Genomic DNA, 17409 nt, shown 5'->3' with positions numbered 1-17409 from the left:
GACAATCAAAAAGGCGGGACTATGCAGTCACCGCCTTTTTGATTACACAGGGTCTTTCATATCCCATTTCACAGTCAGAACCACCTTATCGGCTCTCTTTTTCACTTGTTCATATGATTCAGCAATCTGGTCATTCATCAATTGAATTTGTTCAGCAATAAAACCTGCTTCCAGCTGAAAGCATGGCTCTTTCTGATGTTTAAGCCGGTTGGAAATAATCGGCCCTTCAAGTTCAAATTCAAGCTCCTGTTTTTTAGAACTTACGTTGGTGAGGGTTCCCCAGCCCGCTTCTTCAAAGAAGGCCGGAAATTCCTCCCATGATTCAAGAGGAAATTTACGGGCGAGATGTTTCCCTGCCCAATACATCATGGAAGAGTAATCTTGGCCAAGCATATCTGGGAGAACGATCTCTCGTATTAGTTCGTAGGCATAGGCATTCATTTCAATTTCTTTTAGGTTGTCAATAGATGCTTCAAATTTTGACTTCATATCTGTCTCCCCTCTCTCCTTGGTATATTATAGCCCAAACAGGGGGGAGGATTACAGAATGATCCTATAATTCTTATGAAAAATTAAACAGAAACATATATTGATAAAATAAAATTTTTAAATCAACTATTCAATTCGGAAAATTATAATTTATGTACGCGTTTTCTTGACGCCCTTTTGAGGGAGGAGTAAAATGAAATTGTCAATAAATCTTAATAAAGTGCTTACAATTGAAAGAAGTGGGGGAAGAGATTTAGCACATTTCGCACTTATCAAACAGGGGGTAAAGTAATGTCTGGGAACAGAGAGTTTTATTTTCGAAGATTGCATTCCTTGCTTGGCGTCATACCGGTCGGCATCTTTCTCATTCAGCATTTAGTCGTCAACCAGTTTGCCGCAAGGGGCGCTGAAGCATTCAATAGTGCTGCTCATTTTATGGATAGTCTGCCTTTCAGGTATGCCTTGGAAATTTTTATAATCTTCTTACCATTAATTTATCATGCAGTTTATGGTGTGTACATAGCGTTTACTGCAAAAAATAACGCAGGCCAATACAGCTATATGAGAAACTGGCTCTTCGTCCTGCAGCGTGTAACCGGTATCATCACCCTCATTTTCGTGAGCTGGCACGTGTGGGAAACCCGTATTGCCGCACAAATGGGCGCTGAGGTCAATTTCGACATGATGGCGAATATCTTGAGCTCTCCGGCTATGCTTGGCTTTTACATTGTTGGTGTTTTATCAACAATTTTCCACTTCTCGAACGGTTTATGGTCTTTCGCTGTTACATGGGGCATCACGGTAACGCCTCGTTCTCAAAGAATTTCGACATACGTTACGCTGATTATTTTTGTTGCACTGTCTTACGTAGGCTTAAAAGCGATTTTTGCATTTGTATAAGAGTACTAGATTACTAGAGGGAGAGGGGCTATCATGAGTCAATCAAGCATTATCGTAGTCGGCGGGGGTCTTGCCGGCCTCATGGCGACAATTAAAGCAGCGGAATCAGGAATGGCGGTTAAGCTGTTTTCCATCGTTCCTGTCAAACGTTCTCATTCGGTTTGTGCGCAAGGCGGCATAAACGGAGCGGTCAATACAAAAGGGGAAGGTGACTCTCCGTGGGAACATTTTGATGACACTGTATACGGAGGAGACTTTCTTGCAAACCAGCCGCCGGTTAAAGCGATGTGTGAAGCGGCGCCTTCTATCATCCACTTATTAGACCGGATGGGCGTCATGTTTAACCGGACGCCTGAAGGACTGCTTGATTTCCGCCGATTCGGGGGTACACAGCACCACAGAACAGCTTATGCGGGTGCGACGACGGGACAGCAGCTGCTTTACGCACTGGACGAGCAAGTGCGCAGATACGAAGTTGCGGGTCTGGTTACAAAATACGAAGGCTGGGAATTCCTTGGCGCTGTATTAGATGATGACAGAACCTGCCGCGGAATTGTTGCGCAAAACCTGACAAGCATGCAAATTGAATCCTTCCGTTCAGACGCTGTCATCATGGCAACGGGCGGACCGGGAATCATTTTTGGAAAATCGACGAACTCCATGATTAACACAGGGTCTGCTGCGTCAATCGTTTATCAGCAGGGAGCGTATTATGCAAACGGAGAATTTATTCAAATCCACCCGACAGCCATACCGGGCGATGATAAACTAAGACTGATGAGTGAATCAGCGCGCGGTGAAGGCGGACGCGTGTGGACATATAAAGACGGTAAGCCATGGTATTTCTTAGAGGAGAAATATCCGGCTTATGGAAACCTGGTGCCGCGTGATATTGCGACACGCGAAATATTTGATGTGTGCGTCAACCAGAAGCTCGGCATTAACGGCGAAAACATGGTGTATCTCGATTTGTCTCATAAAGATCCGAAAGAGCTTGATATCAAGCTTGGCGGCATCATTGAGATTTATGAGAAATTCATGGGAGACGACCCGCGGAAGCTTCCGATGAAAATCTTCCCGGCGGTCCATTATTCAATGGGCGGTTTATGGGTGGATTACGATCAAATGACAAACATCCCGGGACTCTTTGCAGCGGGGGAATGTGATTACTCCATGCACGGAGGCAACCGCTTGGGGGCAAACTCCCTGCTCTCCGCGATTTACGGAGGAATGGTGGCCGGGCCGAATGCGGTGAAATATGTAAACGGCTTAGAATCTTCAGCAGAAGACATGTCTTCATCTTTATTCGACGCTCACGTTAAAAAAGAAGAAGAAAAATGGGCTGAGATTATGAATATGGACGGAACCGAAAATGCCTATGTTCTTCACAAAGAGCTTGGGGAGTGGATGACGGCGAACGTCACAGTTGTCCGCCATAACGACAAGTTATTGAAAACGGATGACAAAATTCAGGAATTAATGGAGCGGTTTAAAAAGATCAACATCAATGACACAACAAAATGGAGCAACCAGGGGGCAATGTTCACACGCCAATTCTCGAACATGCTTCAGCTTGCAAGGGTGATTACCCTTGGCGCATACAACCGCAATGAAAGCCGGGGTGCCCATTATAAACCGGATTATCCTGAACGTAATGATGATGAATGGCTCAAAACAACAATGGCTAAACATGTAAGCCCGTATGAAGCGCCGGAATTTGAGTATCAGGATGTCGATGTCTCACTGATAACGCCTCGGAAACGGGATTACTCGAAGAAGAAGGTGGCGAAATAATCATGAGTGAACAAAAAACCATACGATTTATTATCACACGTCAAGATACAGCTGACAGCACGCCTTATGATGAAGAATTTGAGGTTCCATACCGCCCGAACCTGAACGTCATTTCCGCTTTGATGGAAATTCGCCGGAATCCGGTTAACGTGAAAGGTGAAAAGACAACCCCTGTCACTTGGGATATGAACTGTCTTGAAGAAGTATGCGGCGCATGTTCAATGGTCATAAACGGAAAACCCCGCCAGTCTTGTACGGCACTTATCGACCAGCTTGAACAGCCGATCCGCTTAAAACCAATGAAAACATTCCCAGTCGTGCGTGATTTGCAGGTTGACCGGAGCAGAATGTTTGATTCATTGAAAAAGGTAAAAGCGTGGATACCGATTGACGGTACGCACGATTTAGGACCGGGACCGAGAATGCCGGAAAAACGCCGTCAATGGGCATATGAATTATCAAAATGCATGACGTGCGGCGTCTGCCTCGAAGCCTGCCCGAATGTGAACAGCAAATCGAAGTTCATGGGGCCGGCACCGATGTCTCAGGTCCGCCTGTTTAACGCACATCCGACAGGTGCCATGAATAAATCTGACCGATTAGAAGCACTGATGGATGAAGGCGGCCTTGCAGATTGCGGCAACTCGCAAAACTGTGTTCAATCCTGTCCGAAAGGCATCCCGCTTACTACATCTATTGCAGCCTTGAACAGAGATACAAACTTACAAGCGTTCCGCAATTTCTTCGGAAGCGACAGAGTATAAGAAGAAAAAACCTCTTCCGCATGGGAGAGGTTTTTTTAACAATAAGGAGATGAAATAAAGATGAAGCTACCCGCTTATATTGATATGCCGTTCCAAGAATGGAAAACATCCTTTTCTTTTTTTAATGAAGTATCCGTGCGGTTTTCCGAGACGGACATGTTTGGACATATGAATAATGTAACGCCTTTTATATATTTTGAGGAGGCACGGATTTCTTATTTTAAAAAGCTGAATATGATGAATGAAAACAAACAGACTATGACGGTCGTGGCAAGCCAGCAATGCGATTATTTGCGCCAAGTTATGCCTTATGAAGAGCTGCGTATCTATGTGAAAACAAGTGCTGTCGGCAGCTCATCTCTTACCCTGCACTATTTCGGAGAGAACCGCTCCGGTGAACCCTGCTTCACCGGAGCAGTTGTGATGGTTCAAGTCTCAAAGGATAGCGGCAAGGCTGTCAGCTGGACGGATGAGGAAAAACAAACCCTTCTCCATACACCATAAACTAATTCTCTTGTAAACGTCACCTCCTGTGCCCTTCTTACATATGATATCTCGACTATATCAAAACCCATTCGTTTCTGATTCGCTCTCACCTTAGCAAGGAGGGTTACAATACTTGAAGGAGAAAGAATTTCAATCGAAGCCGCTGCTAACGAAAAGAGAAAGAGAAGTGTTCGAATTGCTCGTTCAAGATAAGACAACAAAGGAGATTGCAAGCGAGCTATTTATCAGTGAGAAAACCGTTCGAAACCATATTTCAAATGCCATGCAGAAATTGGGTGTGAAAGGGCGTTCGCAAGCCGTTGTTGAGCTTCTCAGAATGGGTGAGCTAGAGCTTTAATCCTTGCCGGTATTCCTTCTTTTCAGGAAGGAGCCGGTTATTGCTGTTTGTTTGGAATGGAAAGTTTGAAACCATATTTGGAATGCTATGCAAAACATGGATGGCAAGGGCGTAAAACCAATTTTTTTATTTGATGTTGTTTGCCTAGAGTCCTCTATTTCTCTCCAGCGAGTCTTGCATTTTCTTCAAAAAAGAAGGAAAATAGACACGGAACGCTTTTGTGCGTAAGAGATCCTTGAGTGAGGGATGGACAAATGACATCAAAACCTTTGGAGCATGTTGCGGATATTGAAAAGTCACTCCGCCACATTGCCGCGATCATTAAGCAAAAAGGACGAGAAATCCTTAACCAATATGCGATTACACCGCCGCAATTTGTCGGCCTGCAATGGCTTTATGAATTAGGAGATATGACAATCGGCGAATTATCGGGCAAAATGTATTTAGCATGCAGTACGACAACGGACTTAATTGACCGCATGCAAAAAAATGAGCTTGTTGAACGGGTCAAGGACCCGGCCGACAGACGCGTCGTTCGGATACATTTGCTGCCTGAAGGAGAACGGATTATCCAAGAGGTCATTACCAAAAGGCAGGAATATCTGCGTGATATGTTCGAAACGTTTACAGATGAAGAAATAGCCATCTTCGAAAAGTCATTGATGAAACTGCAGCATGAAATGAAGAGAAAATGAGGCGATTTTGTTGGAACAACCAATAGGAGTCATTGATTCCGGGGTTGGCGGTTTAACCGTTGCAAAGGAAATCATGAGACAGTTACCAAAAGAAAATATTATCTACGTCGGGGATACGAAACGGTGTCCATACGGACCGCGCCCTGAAGAAGAAGTTCTTCAATATACGTGGGAGCTGACGAACTATTTACTCAAAAACCACCATATCAAAATGCTTGTGATCGCCTGCAACACAGCAACAGCGATCGCATTGGAAGATATCCAGCGCAGTGTCGATATACCTGTGGTCGGAGTGATCCAGCCGGGTGCGAGAGCAGCGATAAAAGTAACGGAAAATCAGCATATCGGTGTCATCGGTACTGAGAATACGATTAAGAGCAATGCGTACGAAGAGGCGCTTTTGGCATTAAATCCTGATCTGAAGGTTGAGAACCTAGCCTGCCCTCTGCTTGTGCCTTTTGTGGAAAGCGGGAAGTTTCTTGACAAAACAGCAGACGAGATTGTCAAAGCATCGCTGTATCCTTTAAAAGACACATCGATTGATTCGCTGATTTTAGGCTGCACCCACTATCCTATTTTAAAAGAATCCATTCAGAGATATATGGGAGAGCACGTAAACATTATTTCGTCCGGCGATGAAACAGCAAGGGAAGTCAGCACGATTCTCTCATATAAAGGGCTGCTGAACCAGTCTCCGGTTGTTCCGGATCATCAGTTCCTGACAACAGGAGCGCGTGATCAGTTTGCAAAGATTGCAGATGACTGGTTTGGCCATGAGGTGGGCTATGTGGAATGCATCTCACTGCAAGAACCGATTAGAAGATAATTTCTCCCGCAACGGCATGTTGCGGTTTTTTTCTGTTTTGCCTGAATTCTTCGGTCTATTTCCTAATAAGGCTCGTATACATGATAGTACAAACAGTCTTAGGAGGGAAAAGTATGCTGAAAAAAGGACCTGCAGTCATTGGTGCCACTTGTCTCACCTCTGCCTTGCTTTTATCCGGTTGCGGTTTGTTTCAATCTGATAAGGTAGCCGAGGAAATTGATCCGCCTCAAGACGTTACATACGTGAACGATGAAGCGGGGGCCAATTCAAATACAACAGTAACCGAAAAAACAGAAAGCAAAACAAATGACACAACGGATCAAGCCTCATCTACAGTCATGAGGGAGCTTTATCTCATTGATAAAAACGGGTATGTCGTAGCGCAAACGCTGCCCCTTCCGAAAAGTGAAGGCACGGCCAAACAGGCGCTTGAATACCTCGTTCAGGGCGGACCTGTGTCAGAAATTCTTCCGAATGGCTTCAGAGCCGTATTGCCGGCTGACACAACCGTTAATGTTGACATCAAAAAAGATGGGACAGCAATAGCTGATTTCTCTAGTGAATTTAAAAATTATAAGAAGGAAGACGAACAGAAAATCGTTCAGTCTGTGACATGGACACTTACGCAATTCAGTTCAATAGATAAAGTGAAGCTCAGAATAAACGGCCATGAACTGAAGGAGATGCCTGTAGGCGGCACGCCGATCTCAGATGATTTAAGCCGTAAAGACGGGATTAACATGGAAACATCTGGGGTGAATGATCTCACTGCAACACATCCGCTCACAGTTTATTATTTGGCGGAAAACGAAGACAGTGAGTACTACGTGCCGGTGACAAAACGGATCGACAATTCAGAAAAAGACGACATCAGAGCAGCGATCAATGAATTGGCTAAAGGCCCAAGCAAGGTGAGCGGGCTGTTAACAGACTTCAGTGAAGATGTAAAGCTGGTCAGCAAACCGAAAATCAAAGATGGACGTGTAACGTTAGATTTTAATCAATCTATATTTGGCAGCGCCGACGAAAAGACGAAAATGATTTCTTCAGAAGTGCTGAATAGCATTGTGCTGACGTTAACAGAGCAGCCGGATGTAAAAAGCGTATCTGTTAAAGTGAACGGGAAAGCCGAACTCGTGAACGAAAAAGGCGAAAAACTTTCAGAAGCGGTATCCAGACCGTCTCAAGTGAATACGGGTAGTTTTTAAATTGGGATTTTTGATATACTAGAAAGAAAGAGGTTAGCGTTCCGGCTGCCTCTTTCTTTATTCAATTCCGGGACAAAAATGGTTTATGTACATACAATCGGAGGTAAAACATGAGACATGACGGAAGACAACATGATGAGCTGCGTCCAATCACATTCGATTTGGATTTTATCAGCCATCCGGAAGGTTCTGTTCTAATAACAGCAGGAAATACAAAAGTAATCTGCAACGCGTCGGTTGAGGACCGCGTGCCGCCATTTTTACGAGGGGGAGGAAAAGGCTGGATTACAGCTGAATACAGCATGCTGCCGCGGGCAACAAACCAAAGAACAATCAGAGAATCTTCTAAGGGGAAAATCTCCGGCAGAACAATGGAGATTCAACGCCTGATCGGCCGCGCGCTTCGGGCAGTCGTTGATTTGGAAAAGCTCGGTGAACGGACGATTTGGATTGACTGTGATGTCATTCAGGCTGATGGCGGGACAAGAACAGCTTCCATTACAGGTGCATTTCTTGCTATGGCAATTGCGATTGGCAAGCTGATCAAAGCGGGAACGATCAAGGCAAATCCGATCACTGATTTTCTTGCTGCGATCTCTGTCGGAATTGATAAGGAACAGGGAATTTTGTTAGATTTAAATTATGAAGAAGATTCCTCCGCTGAAGTTGACATGAATGTCATTATGACTGGCAGCGGCCGTTTTGTAGAGCTGCAGGGAACCGGGGAAGAGGCGACTTTTTCAAGGGAGGATCTGAACGGTCTTCTCGGTCTTGCAGAAAAAGGCATTCAGGAACTGATTGACAAGCAAAAAGAAGTGCTGGGTGATTCTCTGCCAGAACTGAAATAAAGACAGAAAGGCTTGATCATCATGAAAGAAGCAATTATTGCGACACATAATCCGGGAAAAGTGAAGGAATTCAAAGAAATCCTTGAGCCAAAAGGCTATGATGTTAAATCTTTAGCTGACATTGGATTCACAGAAGAAATTGAGGAAACAGGCCAGACGTTTGAAGAAAATGCCATTTTAAAAGCTGAAGCTGTTGCCAAGGCAGTGAACAAAATGGTGATTGCTGACGACTCCGGTCTCTCCATCGATAATCTTGGAGGCAGACCCGGCGTTTATTCCGCCCGCTATGCAGGGGAGCAGAAAGACGACGAGGCAAATATCGACAAAGTGCTCAGCGAGCTGAAAGGATTCGAAAAAGAACAGCGCACGGCCCGTTTCCGGTGCGCGCTGGCTGTGAGTATCCCCGGTGAGGAAACAAAAACAGTCGAAGGCCATGTGGAAGGGTATATTGCTGAAGAACCGAGAGGACAATACGGCTTTGGCTATGACCCGATCTTTATTGTGAAAGATAAAGACAAGACAATGGCCGAACTGACAAGTGATGAAAAAAATAAAATCAGCCATAGGGCTGACGCGCTTAAAAAGCTGTCTAAGCTTTTGGAGGCATAAGGAGGAAGCTTGTACATGAACGTGCTGATTATCAGTGACAGCCATGGGCTTGAAGAAGAACTCCAAACCATTGCGAAACGGCATGAAGCAGAAGTTGATTTCATGATTCATTGCGGAGACTCTGAGCTTGAAACTGGGCATCCGGCATTGAATCCTTATGCGCTTGTAAAAGGCAATTGTGATTTTACGGGCGATTTTAAGGACGAGCTTCTTCTGACTGCCGGCTCAAGAAAAATACTGGTCACGCACGGCCACCTTTACGGTATAAAACAGACCTTGTTAAACGTATACTATCGTGCAGAGGAGCTCGGAGCAGATATTATATGTTTCGGGCATTCGCACATCGCGGGAAGTGAAGTGCTGCGCGGAAAACTGATGATTAATCCAGGCAGCATCCGGCTTCCGAGGGTGCGCAGGACTGAAAGCTATGCTATACTAACATTAGAAAATGATACCGCGACAGTGCGTTTTTACGACAGAACAGGCCGTGAAATTGAGGATCTGCAAAACCAGGTCAAACTATAAAAAAGTCATGAGGAAGAAAATTTTCTTCCTCATGAAAAAAATTCTAAAAAACCGTTGACTTATTGTTGCATCCCATATATAATAAATCTTGTCGCTGATAGTTAAAGCAAAAACAAAAAATAAAACGTGTCCCAGTAGCTCAGCTGGATAGAGCAACGGCCTTCTAAGCCGTCGGTCGGGAGTTCGAATCTCTCCTGGGACGTACCAAAAGAAAAACCTCAAATCCTTTAAGGATTTGAGGTTTTTTGTTGTATGTTAAAGATCTATTATTTGTTATTATTTAATGGATCATCATCCAAGTCGTCAACTTTTCCTTCTTTATTCATGCGAGGCTCTTCTTTCTTCACAGTTTCAGAAATATGCTCATTTTCTTCAACAGTCCGTTTTCCGATGACCACTTCATCAGTGACAACCGGTTTTTTAGTCACTTCGAGCTTTTCCTCAACGATTGGAACTCTGACCGTTTCTGAATCATTTACAGGGGAAGCGTCCGCAGTGTTTTCATCCACTGGGCGGCGTTCGACATAAATTTCATCGTGTCTCACCGGGATGTCCATATCTCTTTGTTCTGTTTTGACTTCTTTTCCTATCTCTACTTCTCCAGTTTGAACGTCTTCCTTATCGACTTTCAACTGTTCTTCTCGCAGCGGCATTGTTTTTTCTTCTTTTGTTGTATAATCCGCCATCTCATTTGTGCTTGAAAAGCCGCCTGAAAGGGCATTGCCGTTATCGATAGGAGCATTTACATCTGCATCTGTCTCAACGGCCACAAGGAGTTTGCCGTCATCCAAATCTTCTTGGTACTTGTCTATTTCGTTAGTCGTGATATCCAAATCGGATAATGCTTTGCTATGTGTGGCGGTATCATCCATTGTGAAATAATCTTTCAGTTTATCGAAAAAAGATTCAGATTCGCCCTCGCGTGCATCGATGGCCTGATTGACTTCTGTTCCTGTGCGTGTTTCAAGATAATCTGTATCTCGCCGGCTTGTCACAACAGAGATGTCGTCAGAATCATAGCCCTTTGTTAATAAGCCTTCAATCGCTGCAATGGTTTCTTGCGGAGTTTCGTATACACCAACTATACTTTTCATATTAATTTCCTCCTTAATCAATTTTGCATTTTATCGTTCATGTCGTTTTTAATTCCCGCTGCTCTTTAAATTAAACAAAATTGAAAACACCGGGTGTGTTCCATGCACACGAATTAGATGTGTGAAACTAAAAAAGGATAGACAAGACAGAACGCTTTCTGTACTTATCTACCCCCATATAAATGCCTCACAGCTTCTTCGTCATAAACACACTGTTCGGATCTTCAACATAGTCTGCAAACGGTTCACAGTACTGAAAACCGAAGCTTTCATACAATTTTCTTGCCGGCTCAAATGAAGCCATTGAACCCGTTTCTAAGCTTAGCCGCTCATAGCCTCGCTTTGCAGCCTCTTCTATAATGTGCTGAAGAACCTTGCTGGCAACGCCCTTTCTTAAATGGGAAGAAGAGGTTCGCATCGACTTAATTTCTCCGTGCCGGCTGTCCAGTTCCTTGAGCGCTCCGCAGCCGGCTAGTTCATCATTCTCCCAGGCGCTCCAAAATGTTATTTCAGGCGCTCTAAGCCTTTCTAAACCTAAGGCGTGGATGCTTTCTGGCGGGGACATGAGTGTCATGCTATGTAAATGCTCATTCACAAGTGAAATCACCTGATGTCCAGTTACATCATCTATTTTTATATACAATTCTATTCCTCCTCAAAAACTTGCAGATTTGCAGAACGTATTTTCATTTCATCTTAATCATATTCCATCCTGTTTCCAAATATAAAGACAGAAAATCTGACAGTATAGATCATTCTTTGGAATGAATAATTTGTGAAAGACGTTTCAAAGCAAAAAAGGGCCAAAAAAGATGTTCGGCCCTTGGTCTTCTTTAATATCTATAGCCTCCATGTACGCCTGGTGCTCCGCTGAATCCGCCGGCGTGCGTCGCCGGGATGCTGAAACCTCCGCCATGGCTGCCATAGCCGGCACCTGCAAACTGCTGCCCGTAAAATCCTGAAGCATATGGATAGGAGGAGTACATAGCAGAGGGAGTGCTAATCGGGCTGTATGCCTGGCTGTACGGCTGCCCGTATCCATATCCACCAAATGGCTGATGGCTTTGCTGGTAAAAGGCAGGGGCAGTAGGATAATACGGTTGCGGAAAGCTGGGAAAGCCTGCGGGGGATCCTTGCATATCTGCTAATGATTTATTCATTGTATCACCTTTTCTTTGCAAGATATCATCAATGTATGCAGGGGACTAATGGAAGTGCCTATCCGCATTGAAATGGTTTGCAAGATGATCTGTTAGGCTGCAATGGGTATATGAATGATAGTGTGTTATAAAATATGCCATGTTTATATCGAATTGAAAAATTTCGGTGTATTATTGATAGATTAATAAAAAAATTATAAAAACTTTTAACATTTACAATTGCTTACGTACCAATAATGAAAGCGTATACAATATAGATTGATTAATCAAAATTGTCTAATAATTTTAAAAAATGCTGTTGACACTGCGTCCAAAGCGGCGTAATATGAGTTCAACAAATGATAAACGCAAGCTTCACAAGCAAAAGTGATCGCAATATAATTCTGAAAAATGAAAAAACAAACGACCTCCTTGAACAGCCCAAAGCTGTTCCGGAGACTGAATATCAAAAGCGCAGATGAGGATAAGTAGCCTTGAATAAAGCTTTCCACAGAGAACCGGGTTAGCTGAGAACCGGCGAAACTTTACAAGGTGAACTCGCCTCAGAGTGCCAGTCTGAAACGATAGTAGGACTTGGCCGGGTGAACTTGATTCACTCGTTATTAAAGCGGATAGAAATATCCATGAGACGGCCGATTTAACAGGCCGTAAACAAGGGTGGTACCGCGGAAAGAAGAGCCTTTTCGCCCCTTTTAGCTATCGCATTCACTGCGCGGCTGATTGTGGGCGGAAGGGTTTTTTTTATTGAATAATCAGCTATCAAGCTAATAAAAAAGGATCTTTAGAGGATGAAAATCCAAAAGGAGGAACTAAAATGGGGACTAATGTACAGGTGGATTCAGCATCTGCCAAATGTACAAAGACGATGAGCGGAGCGTTAATGCTGATTGAATCATTAAAGAAAGAAAAAGTAGAAATGATATTCGGTTATCCGGGCGGTGCGGTGCTTCCGATTTACGATAAGCTCTACAATTCAGGGATGGTACATATCCTTCCCCGACACGAGCAAGGTGCCATTCATGCGGCGGAAGGATACGCGAGAGTTTCTGGAAAACCAGGGGTCGTTATTGCGACATCAGGCCCGGGAGCGACAAACCTTGTTACAGGCCTTGCGGATGCCATGATTGATTCATTGCCTTTAGTTGTGTTTACCGGGCAGGTAGCAACTTCTGTTATCGGGAGCGATGCATTTCAGGAAGCGGACATTTTAGGGATTACGATGCCGGTGACAAAACACAGCTACCAGGTTCGCCGGCCGGAAGATCTGCCGCGCATCATTAAAGAAGCGTTCCATATTGCAACAACTGGAAGACCCGGACCTGTATTGATTGATATTCCGAAAGATGTAGCAACAATTGAAGGGGAATTCAGCTATGATCATGAGATGAATCTTCCGGGATACCAGCCGACAACAGAGCCGAATTATTTGCAGATTCGCAAGCTTGTGGAAGCTGTAAGCAGCGCAAAGAAACCGGTTATCCTGGCGGGTGCGGGCGTGCTGCATGCAAAAGCGTCAGAAGAATTAAAAAATTATGTGGAACAGCAGAAAATCCCTGTGGCACACACGCTTTTGGGGCTGGGAGGCTTCGCGGCTGACCATCCGCTTTTCCTGGGGATGGCGGGAATGCATGGCACTTATACGGCGAACATGGCCCTTCATGACTGTGATCTTTTAATCAGTATCGGCGCCCGTTTTGATGACCGCGTCACAGGAAACCTGAAGCACTTTGCAAGAAACGCAAAGATTGCCCACATTGATATTGATCCGGCTGAAATCGGAAAAATCATGAAAACACAGATTCCTGTAGTTGGAGACTGCAAAATTGTCCTGCAGGAGCTGATCAAACAAGACGGCAAACAAAGCGATTCAAACGACTGGAAAAAACAGCTTGCGGAATGGAAAGAAGAGTACCCGCTCTGGTATGTAGATAATGAAGAAGAAGGCTTTAAACCTCAGAAATTGATTGAATATATTCACCAATTTACAAAAGGCGAGGCCATTGTCGCAACGGATGTCGGCCAGCATCAAATGTGGTCAGCACAGTTTTATCCATTCAAAAAAGCAGATAAATGGGTCACATCAGGCGGACTTGGAACAATGGGATTCGGCCTTCCGGCAGCGATTGGCGCACAGCTAGCTGATAAAAATGCTACTGTTGTGGCGGTTCTCGGAGATGGCGGTTTTCAAATGACGCTTCAAGAACTCGATGTCATTCGCGAATTGAATCTTCCGGTCAAAGTCGTGATTTTAAATAACGCTTGTCTCGGAATGGTCAGACAGTGGCAGGAAATTTTCTATGAAGAACGCTATTCAGAATCAAAATTTGCTTCTCAGCCTGACTTCGTTAAATTGTCCGAAGCATACAGCATTAAAGGCATTAGAATTTCATCCGAAGCAGAAGCGAAAGAAAAGCTGGAAGAGGCATTAACATCAAAAGAACCGGTTGTCATTGACGTGCGGGTTGCCAGCGAAGAAAAAGTATTTCCTATGGTGGCTCCGGGGAAAGGGCTGCATGAAATGGTGGGGGTGAAACCTTGAAAAGAATTATCACATTGACTGTGGTGAACCGTTCCGGCGTATTAAACCGGATCACCGGTTTATTCACTAAAAGACATTACAACATTGAAAGCATTACAGTTGGACACACAGAAACAACAGGCGTTTCCAGAATCACCTTTGTCGTTCATGTTGAAGGAGAAAATGATGTTGAACAACTGACGAAACAGCTCAACAAACAGATTGATGTGCTAAAAGTCACGGACATCACTAATCAATCAATTGTCCAGAGGGAGCTGGCCTTGATCAAGGTCGTATCTGCACCGCCAACGAGATCAGAGATTAATGGAATCATAGAACCATTCAGAGCCTCTGTCGTTGATGTCAGCAGAGACAGCATCGTTGTTCAGGTGACAGGCGAATCTAACAAAATTGAAGCGCTTATTGAATTGTTAAAACCTTATGGCATTAAAGAAATCGCGAGAACAGGTACAACGGCTTTTGCGAGGGGAACCCAGCAAAAGGCGTCATCCAATAAAACAATATCTATTGTATAAAACATAACAAGGGAGAGATTGAAATGGTAAAAGTATATTATAACGGTGATATCAAAGAGAACGTGTTGACTGGAAAAACAGTAGCAGTTATCGGATACGGGTCGCAAGGTCACGCACATGCCCTGAACCTTAAAGAAAGCGGAGTTGACGTAATCGTTGGGGTTAGACAAGGAAAATCTTTCACTCAAGCACAAGAAGATGGACATAAAGTATTTTCAGTAAAAGAAGCGGCAGCTCAAGCCGAAATCATCATGGTTCTGCTTCCGGATGAACAGCAGCAAAAAGTATACGAAGCTGAGATCAAAGATGAATTGACAGCTGGAAAATCATTGGTGTTCGCTCACGGATTTAACGTTCATTTCCATCAAATTGTTCCTCCTGCAGATGTAGATGTATTCTTGGTAGCGCCTAAGGGTCCGGGACACTTGGTAAGAAGAACATATGAGCAAGGAGCTGGCGTACCGGCATTGTTCGCGATTTATCAAGATGTGACTGGAGAAGCAAGAGATAAAGCCCTTGCATATGCAAAAGGAATCGGCGGCGCAAGAGCAGGCGTTTTGGAAACGACATTTAAAGAAGAAACAGAAACAGATCTGTTCGGTGAGCAAGCAGTTCTTTGCGGCGGCTTGAGCGCGCTAGTGAAAGCTGGATTTGAAACATTAACTGAAGCAGGTTATCAGCCTGAACTTGCATACTTTGAGTGTCTTCACGAGCTGAAATTAATCGTAGACCTCATGTACGAAGAAGGCTTGGCAGGAATGAGATATTCAATCTCTGACACAGCACAGTGGGGAGATTTCGTATCAGGGCCTCGCGTTGTTGATGCTAAAGTAAAAGAATCTATGAAAGAAGTATTAAAAGATATCCAAAACGGCACATTCGCAAAAGAGTGGATCGTCGAAAATCAAGTAAACCGTCCTCGTTTCAACGCCATCAATGCGAGCGAGAACGAACATCAAATCGAAGTTGTTGGGAGAAAGCTTCGTGAAATGATGCCATTTGTGAAACAAGGCAAGAAGAAGGAAGCGGTGGTCTCCGTTGCGCAAAATTAATTTTTTCGACACGACGCTTCGTGATGGTGAACAGTCCCCTGGCGTGAACTTAAATACTCAGGAGAAACTTGCCATAGCAAAGCAGCTCGAAAGACTCGGGGCAGATATCATTGAAGCGGGATTTCCCGCTTCGTCCCGAGGTGACTTTTTAGCTGTTCAGGAAATTGCAAGAACCATTAAAAATTGTTCAGTGACTGGCCTTGCCCGTTGCGTAAAAGGTGATATTGATGCTGCTTGGGAAGCGTTAAAGGACGGTGCTCACCCGAGAATTCACGTATTTATCGCCACGTCGGACATTCATTTGAAACACAAGCTGAAAATGACTCGTGACCAAGTGATTGCAAGAGCAGTTGAAATGGTGAAATACGCAAAAGAGCGCTTTCCGGTTGTGCAATGGTCAGCTGAAGATGCCTGCCGGACTGAACTGCCGTTTTTAGCGGAAATCGTCGAGAAAGTCATTGACGCAGGTGCCAGTGTTATCAATCTTCCAGATACGGTGGGCTACCTGGCACCAGTGGAATACGGAAATATCTTTAAATATATGAAAGAAAACGTACCGAACATTCACAAAGCAAAGCTTTCGGCCCACTGTCACGATGATTTGGGAATGGCAGTCGCAAACTCTCTTGCTGCCATTGAAAATGGTGCTGATCAAATCGAATGTGCTGTGAACGGAATCGGTGAAAGAGCTGGAAACGCGGCATTAGAGGAAATTGCCGTTGCCCTTCATATCAGAAAAGATTTCTATCAAGTTGAAACAGGCATTACATTGAATGAGATTAAGCGAACGAGCGATTTAGTCAGCAAGCTGACAGGCATGGCTGTTCCGCGGAATAAAGCGGTTGTAGGCGATAATGCCTTTGCTCATGAATCGGGCATTCACCAGGACGGCTTCTTAAAAGAAAAGTCCACTTATGAGATTATTTCACCGGAGCTTGTCGGTGTAACAGCAGATGCGCTTGTCCTGGGGAAACATTCAGGACGCCACGCATTTAAAGACCGGCTGACTGCTTTAGGATTCCAATTTGATAGTGACGAGATTAATAAATTCTTTACGATGTTTAAAGAGTTGACTGAGAAGAAAAAAGAAATTACTGATGAGGATCTTATTTCTCTTATTTTAGAAGAAAAAGTAACAGACCGCAAGATTGGGTATGAATTTCTTTCTCTGCAAGTGCAATACGGAACAAGTCAGGTTCCAACGGCTACACTTTCTTTGAAAAACCAAGAAAACGCAGAGCTTATTCAAGAAGCGGCAACTGGAGCCGGAAGCGTGGAAGCGATCTACAACACGCTTGAGCGCTGCATCGATAAAGACGTGGCGTTATTAGACTACCGCATTCAGTCCAATAGAAAAGGCGAAGACGCATTTGCCCAGGTATATGTAAGGGTTTTGGTGAATGGAAAAGAATCAGCAGGGCGGGGCATAGCGCAAGACGTATTAGAAGCATCAGCGAAAGCCTATTTGAACGCAGTCAACCGTCAATTGGTTTTTCAGTCGAATATGAGCGGACTTAAAAACCATACAGCTGTCGGATCATAAAAGA

General features: G+C 44.3%; 19 protein-coding genes, 1 tRNA gene and 1 other annotated feature. Of the genes, 16 read left to right on the top strand and 4 right to left on the bottom strand.

Annotated elements, in window-relative coordinates; all coding sequences use genetic code 11:
• Positions 1–42: 42 nt before the first annotated feature.
• On the bottom strand, positions 43–489 hold the full coding sequence (locus MOF34_RS00485; RefSeq protein ID WP_019715298.1) for a YslB family protein: 447 nt from the start codon (positions 487–489) through the stop codon (positions 43–45).
• 291 nt (positions 490–780) lie between these two features.
• Between MOF34_RS00485 and sdhC the strand changes: the two genes are divergently transcribed.
• The 12 genes from sdhC to MOF34_RS00425 all read left to right on the top strand — a co-directional run bounded on the left by sdhC (position 781) and on the right by MOF34_RS00425 (position 9704).
• Positions 781–1389: a succinate dehydrogenase cytochrome B558 gene (gene sdhC / locus MOF34_RS00480; RefSeq protein ID WP_003222512.1), complete on the top strand. Its 609-nt coding sequence runs from the start codon at positions 781–783 to the stop codon at positions 1387–1389.
• Positions 1390–1422: 33 nt separating this feature from the next.
• Complete coding sequence (sdhA, locus tag MOF34_RS00475; RefSeq protein ID WP_019715297.1) at positions 1423–3183, top strand: succinate dehydrogenase flavoprotein subunit; 1761 nt, start codon at positions 1423–1425, stop codon at positions 3181–3183.
• Positions 3184–3185: 2 nt separating this feature from the next.
• On the top strand, positions 3186–3947 hold the full coding sequence (sdhB, locus tag MOF34_RS00470; protein WP_019715296.1) for a succinate dehydrogenase iron-sulfur subunit: 762 nt from the start codon (positions 3186–3188) through the stop codon (positions 3945–3947).
• A 60-nt stretch (positions 3948–4007) separates the two neighbouring features.
• Positions 4008–4451 (top strand): acyl-CoA thioesterase, encoded by a 444-nt coding sequence (locus MOF34_RS00465; protein WP_268397887.1) that lies wholly within the window; start codon positions 4008–4010, stop codon positions 4449–4451.
• Positions 4452–4566: 115 nt separating this feature from the next.
• A complete protein-coding gene (gene gerE, locus MOF34_RS00460) occupies positions 4567–4791 on the top strand; it encodes a spore germination transcription factor GerE (protein ID WP_003184172.1) in 225 nt (74 codons plus the stop codon).
• 254 nt (positions 4792–5045) lie between these two features.
• Positions 5046–5486 (top strand): MarR family winged helix-turn-helix transcriptional regulator, encoded by a 441-nt coding sequence (locus MOF34_RS00455; protein WP_003222521.1) that lies wholly within the window; start codon positions 5046–5048, stop codon positions 5484–5486.
• Positions 5487–5493: 7 nt separating this feature from the next.
• Positions 5494–6312 carry a glutamate racemase gene (racE, locus tag MOF34_RS00450; protein ID WP_268397886.1) on the top strand — a complete coding sequence of 273 codons (819 nt, stop codon included), beginning with the start codon at positions 5494–5496 and terminating at the stop codon, positions 6310–6312.
• 113 nt (positions 6313–6425) lie between these two features.
• Positions 6426–7520: a spore germination protein GerM gene (gerM, locus tag MOF34_RS00445; protein ID WP_268397884.1), complete on the top strand. Its 1095-nt coding sequence runs from the start codon at positions 6426–6428 to the stop codon at positions 7518–7520.
• 110 nt (positions 7521–7630) lie between these two features.
• On the top strand, positions 7631–8368 hold the full coding sequence (gene rph / locus MOF34_RS00440; protein ID WP_268397883.1) for a ribonuclease PH: 738 nt from the start codon (positions 7631–7633) through the stop codon (positions 8366–8368).
• Between the two features lie 12 nt (positions 8369–8380).
• Positions 8381–8977 carry an XTP/dITP diphosphatase gene (locus tag MOF34_RS00435; protein ID WP_268397881.1) on the top strand — a complete coding sequence of 199 codons (597 nt, stop codon included), beginning with the start codon at positions 8381–8383 and terminating at the stop codon, positions 8975–8977.
• A gap of 15 nt (positions 8978–8992) precedes the next feature.
• Entirely contained in the window at positions 8993–9502 is a 510-nt protein-coding gene (locus MOF34_RS00430; RefSeq protein WP_268397879.1) for a metallophosphoesterase, read from the top strand.
• Positions 9503–9630: 128 nt separating this feature from the next.
• Positions 9631–9704, top strand: a tRNA-Arg gene (locus MOF34_RS00425).
• A 64-nt stretch (positions 9705–9768) separates the two neighbouring features.
• Here MOF34_RS00425 and MOF34_RS00420 read toward each other — a convergent pair.
• The 3 genes from MOF34_RS00420 to MOF34_RS00410 all read right to left on the bottom strand — a co-directional run bounded on the left by MOF34_RS00420 (position 9769) and on the right by MOF34_RS00410 (position 11756).
• A complete protein-coding gene (locus MOF34_RS00420) occupies positions 9769–10596 on the bottom strand; it encodes a YsnF/AvaK domain-containing protein (protein WP_268397877.1) in 828 nt (275 codons plus the stop codon).
• A gap of 187 nt (positions 10597–10783) precedes the next feature.
• A complete protein-coding gene (locus MOF34_RS00415) occupies positions 10784–11239 on the bottom strand; it encodes a GNAT family N-acetyltransferase (protein ID WP_268397875.1) in 456 nt (151 codons plus the stop codon).
• A gap of 190 nt (positions 11240–11429) precedes the next feature.
• Positions 11430–11756: a hypothetical protein gene (locus tag MOF34_RS00410; RefSeq protein ID WP_268397873.1), complete on the bottom strand. Its 327-nt coding sequence runs from the start codon at positions 11754–11756 to the stop codon at positions 11430–11432.
• A gap of 445 nt (positions 11757–12201) precedes the next feature.
• Positions 12202–12450 (top strand) — a binding site (T-box leader).
• A gap of 120 nt (positions 12451–12570) precedes the next feature.
• Here MOF34_RS00410 and ilvB point away from each other — a divergent pair.
• From ilvB to MOF34_RS00390, 4 genes are read left to right on the top strand one after another with little or no spacing between them, the layout of a single operon-like run.
• On the top strand, positions 12571–14295 hold the full coding sequence (gene ilvB, locus MOF34_RS00405) for an acetolactate synthase large subunit (protein WP_268397872.1): 1725 nt from the start codon (positions 12571–12573) through the stop codon (positions 14293–14295).
• On the top strand, positions 14292–14810 hold the full coding sequence (gene ilvN, locus MOF34_RS00400) for an acetolactate synthase small subunit (protein WP_019715285.1): 519 nt from the start codon (positions 14292–14294) through the stop codon (positions 14808–14810). Before ilvB ends, ilvN begins: the two co-directional genes overlap by 4 nt.
• Before the next feature lie 23 nt (positions 14811–14833).
• Entirely contained in the window at positions 14834–15862 is a 1029-nt protein-coding gene (gene ilvC, locus MOF34_RS00395; RefSeq protein ID WP_015384289.1) for a ketol-acid reductoisomerase, read from the top strand.
• Entirely contained in the window at positions 15849–17405 is a 1557-nt protein-coding gene (locus MOF34_RS00390) for a 2-isopropylmalate synthase (protein ID WP_268397868.1), read from the top strand. The genes ilvC and MOF34_RS00390 overlap by 14 nt, the downstream gene beginning before the upstream one ends.
• Positions 17406–17409: the final 4 nt, after the last annotated feature.

It is taken from the genome of Bacillus sp. T17B1 (assembly GCF_026796395.1).
Lineage (GTDB): Bacteria > Bacillota > Bacilli > Bacillales > Bacillaceae > Bacillus > Bacillus spizizenii_A.
Note: the sequence above shows the minus strand (reverse complement) of the source record. Positions and strands in the feature narration are given on the sequence as shown.

Bases quoted from the DNA above. Each gene is read 5' to 3' on its own strand.
- sdhB (WP_019715296.1), top strand. From the start codon at position 3,186: ATGAGTGAACAAAAAACCATACGATTTATTATCACACGTCAAGATACA.
- ilvB (WP_268397872.1), top strand. From the start codon at position 12,571: ATGGGGACTAATGTACAGGTGGATTCAGCATCTGCCAAATGTACAAAG.
- rph (WP_268397883.1), top strand. From the start codon at position 7,631: ATGAGACATGACGGAAGACAACATGATGAGCTGCGTCCAATCACATTC.
- MOF34_RS00420 (WP_268397877.1), bottom strand. From the start codon at position 10,596: ATGAAAAGTATAGTTGGTGTATACGAAACTCCGCAAGAAACCATTGCA.
- MOF34_RS00465 (WP_268397887.1), top strand. From the start codon at position 4,008: ATGAAGCTACCCGCTTATATTGATATGCCGTTCCAAGAATGGAAAACA.
- ilvC (WP_015384289.1), top strand. From the start codon at position 14,834: ATGGTAAAAGTATATTATAACGGTGATATCAAAGAGAACGTGTTGACT.
- gerM (WP_268397884.1), top strand. From the start codon at position 6,426: ATGCTGAAAAAAGGACCTGCAGTCATTGGTGCCACTTGTCTCACCTCT.
- MOF34_RS00410 (WP_268397873.1), bottom strand. From the start codon at position 11,756: ATGAATAAATCATTAGCAGATATGCAAGGATCCCCCGCAGGCTTTCCC.
- MOF34_RS00455 (WP_003222521.1), top strand. From the start codon at position 5,046: ATGACATCAAAACCTTTGGAGCATGTTGCGGATATTGAAAAGTCACTC.
- MOF34_RS00485 (WP_019715298.1), bottom strand. From the start codon at position 489: ATGAAGTCAAAATTTGAAGCATCTATTGACAACCTAAAAGAAATTGAA.
- sdhC (WP_003222512.1), top strand. From the start codon at position 781: ATGTCTGGGAACAGAGAGTTTTATTTTCGAAGATTGCATTCCTTGCTT.
- sdhA (WP_019715297.1), top strand. From the start codon at position 1,423: ATGAGTCAATCAAGCATTATCGTAGTCGGCGGGGGTCTTGCCGGCCTC.
- MOF34_RS00430 (WP_268397879.1), top strand. From the start codon at position 8,993: ATGAACGTGCTGATTATCAGTGACAGCCATGGGCTTGAAGAAGAACTC.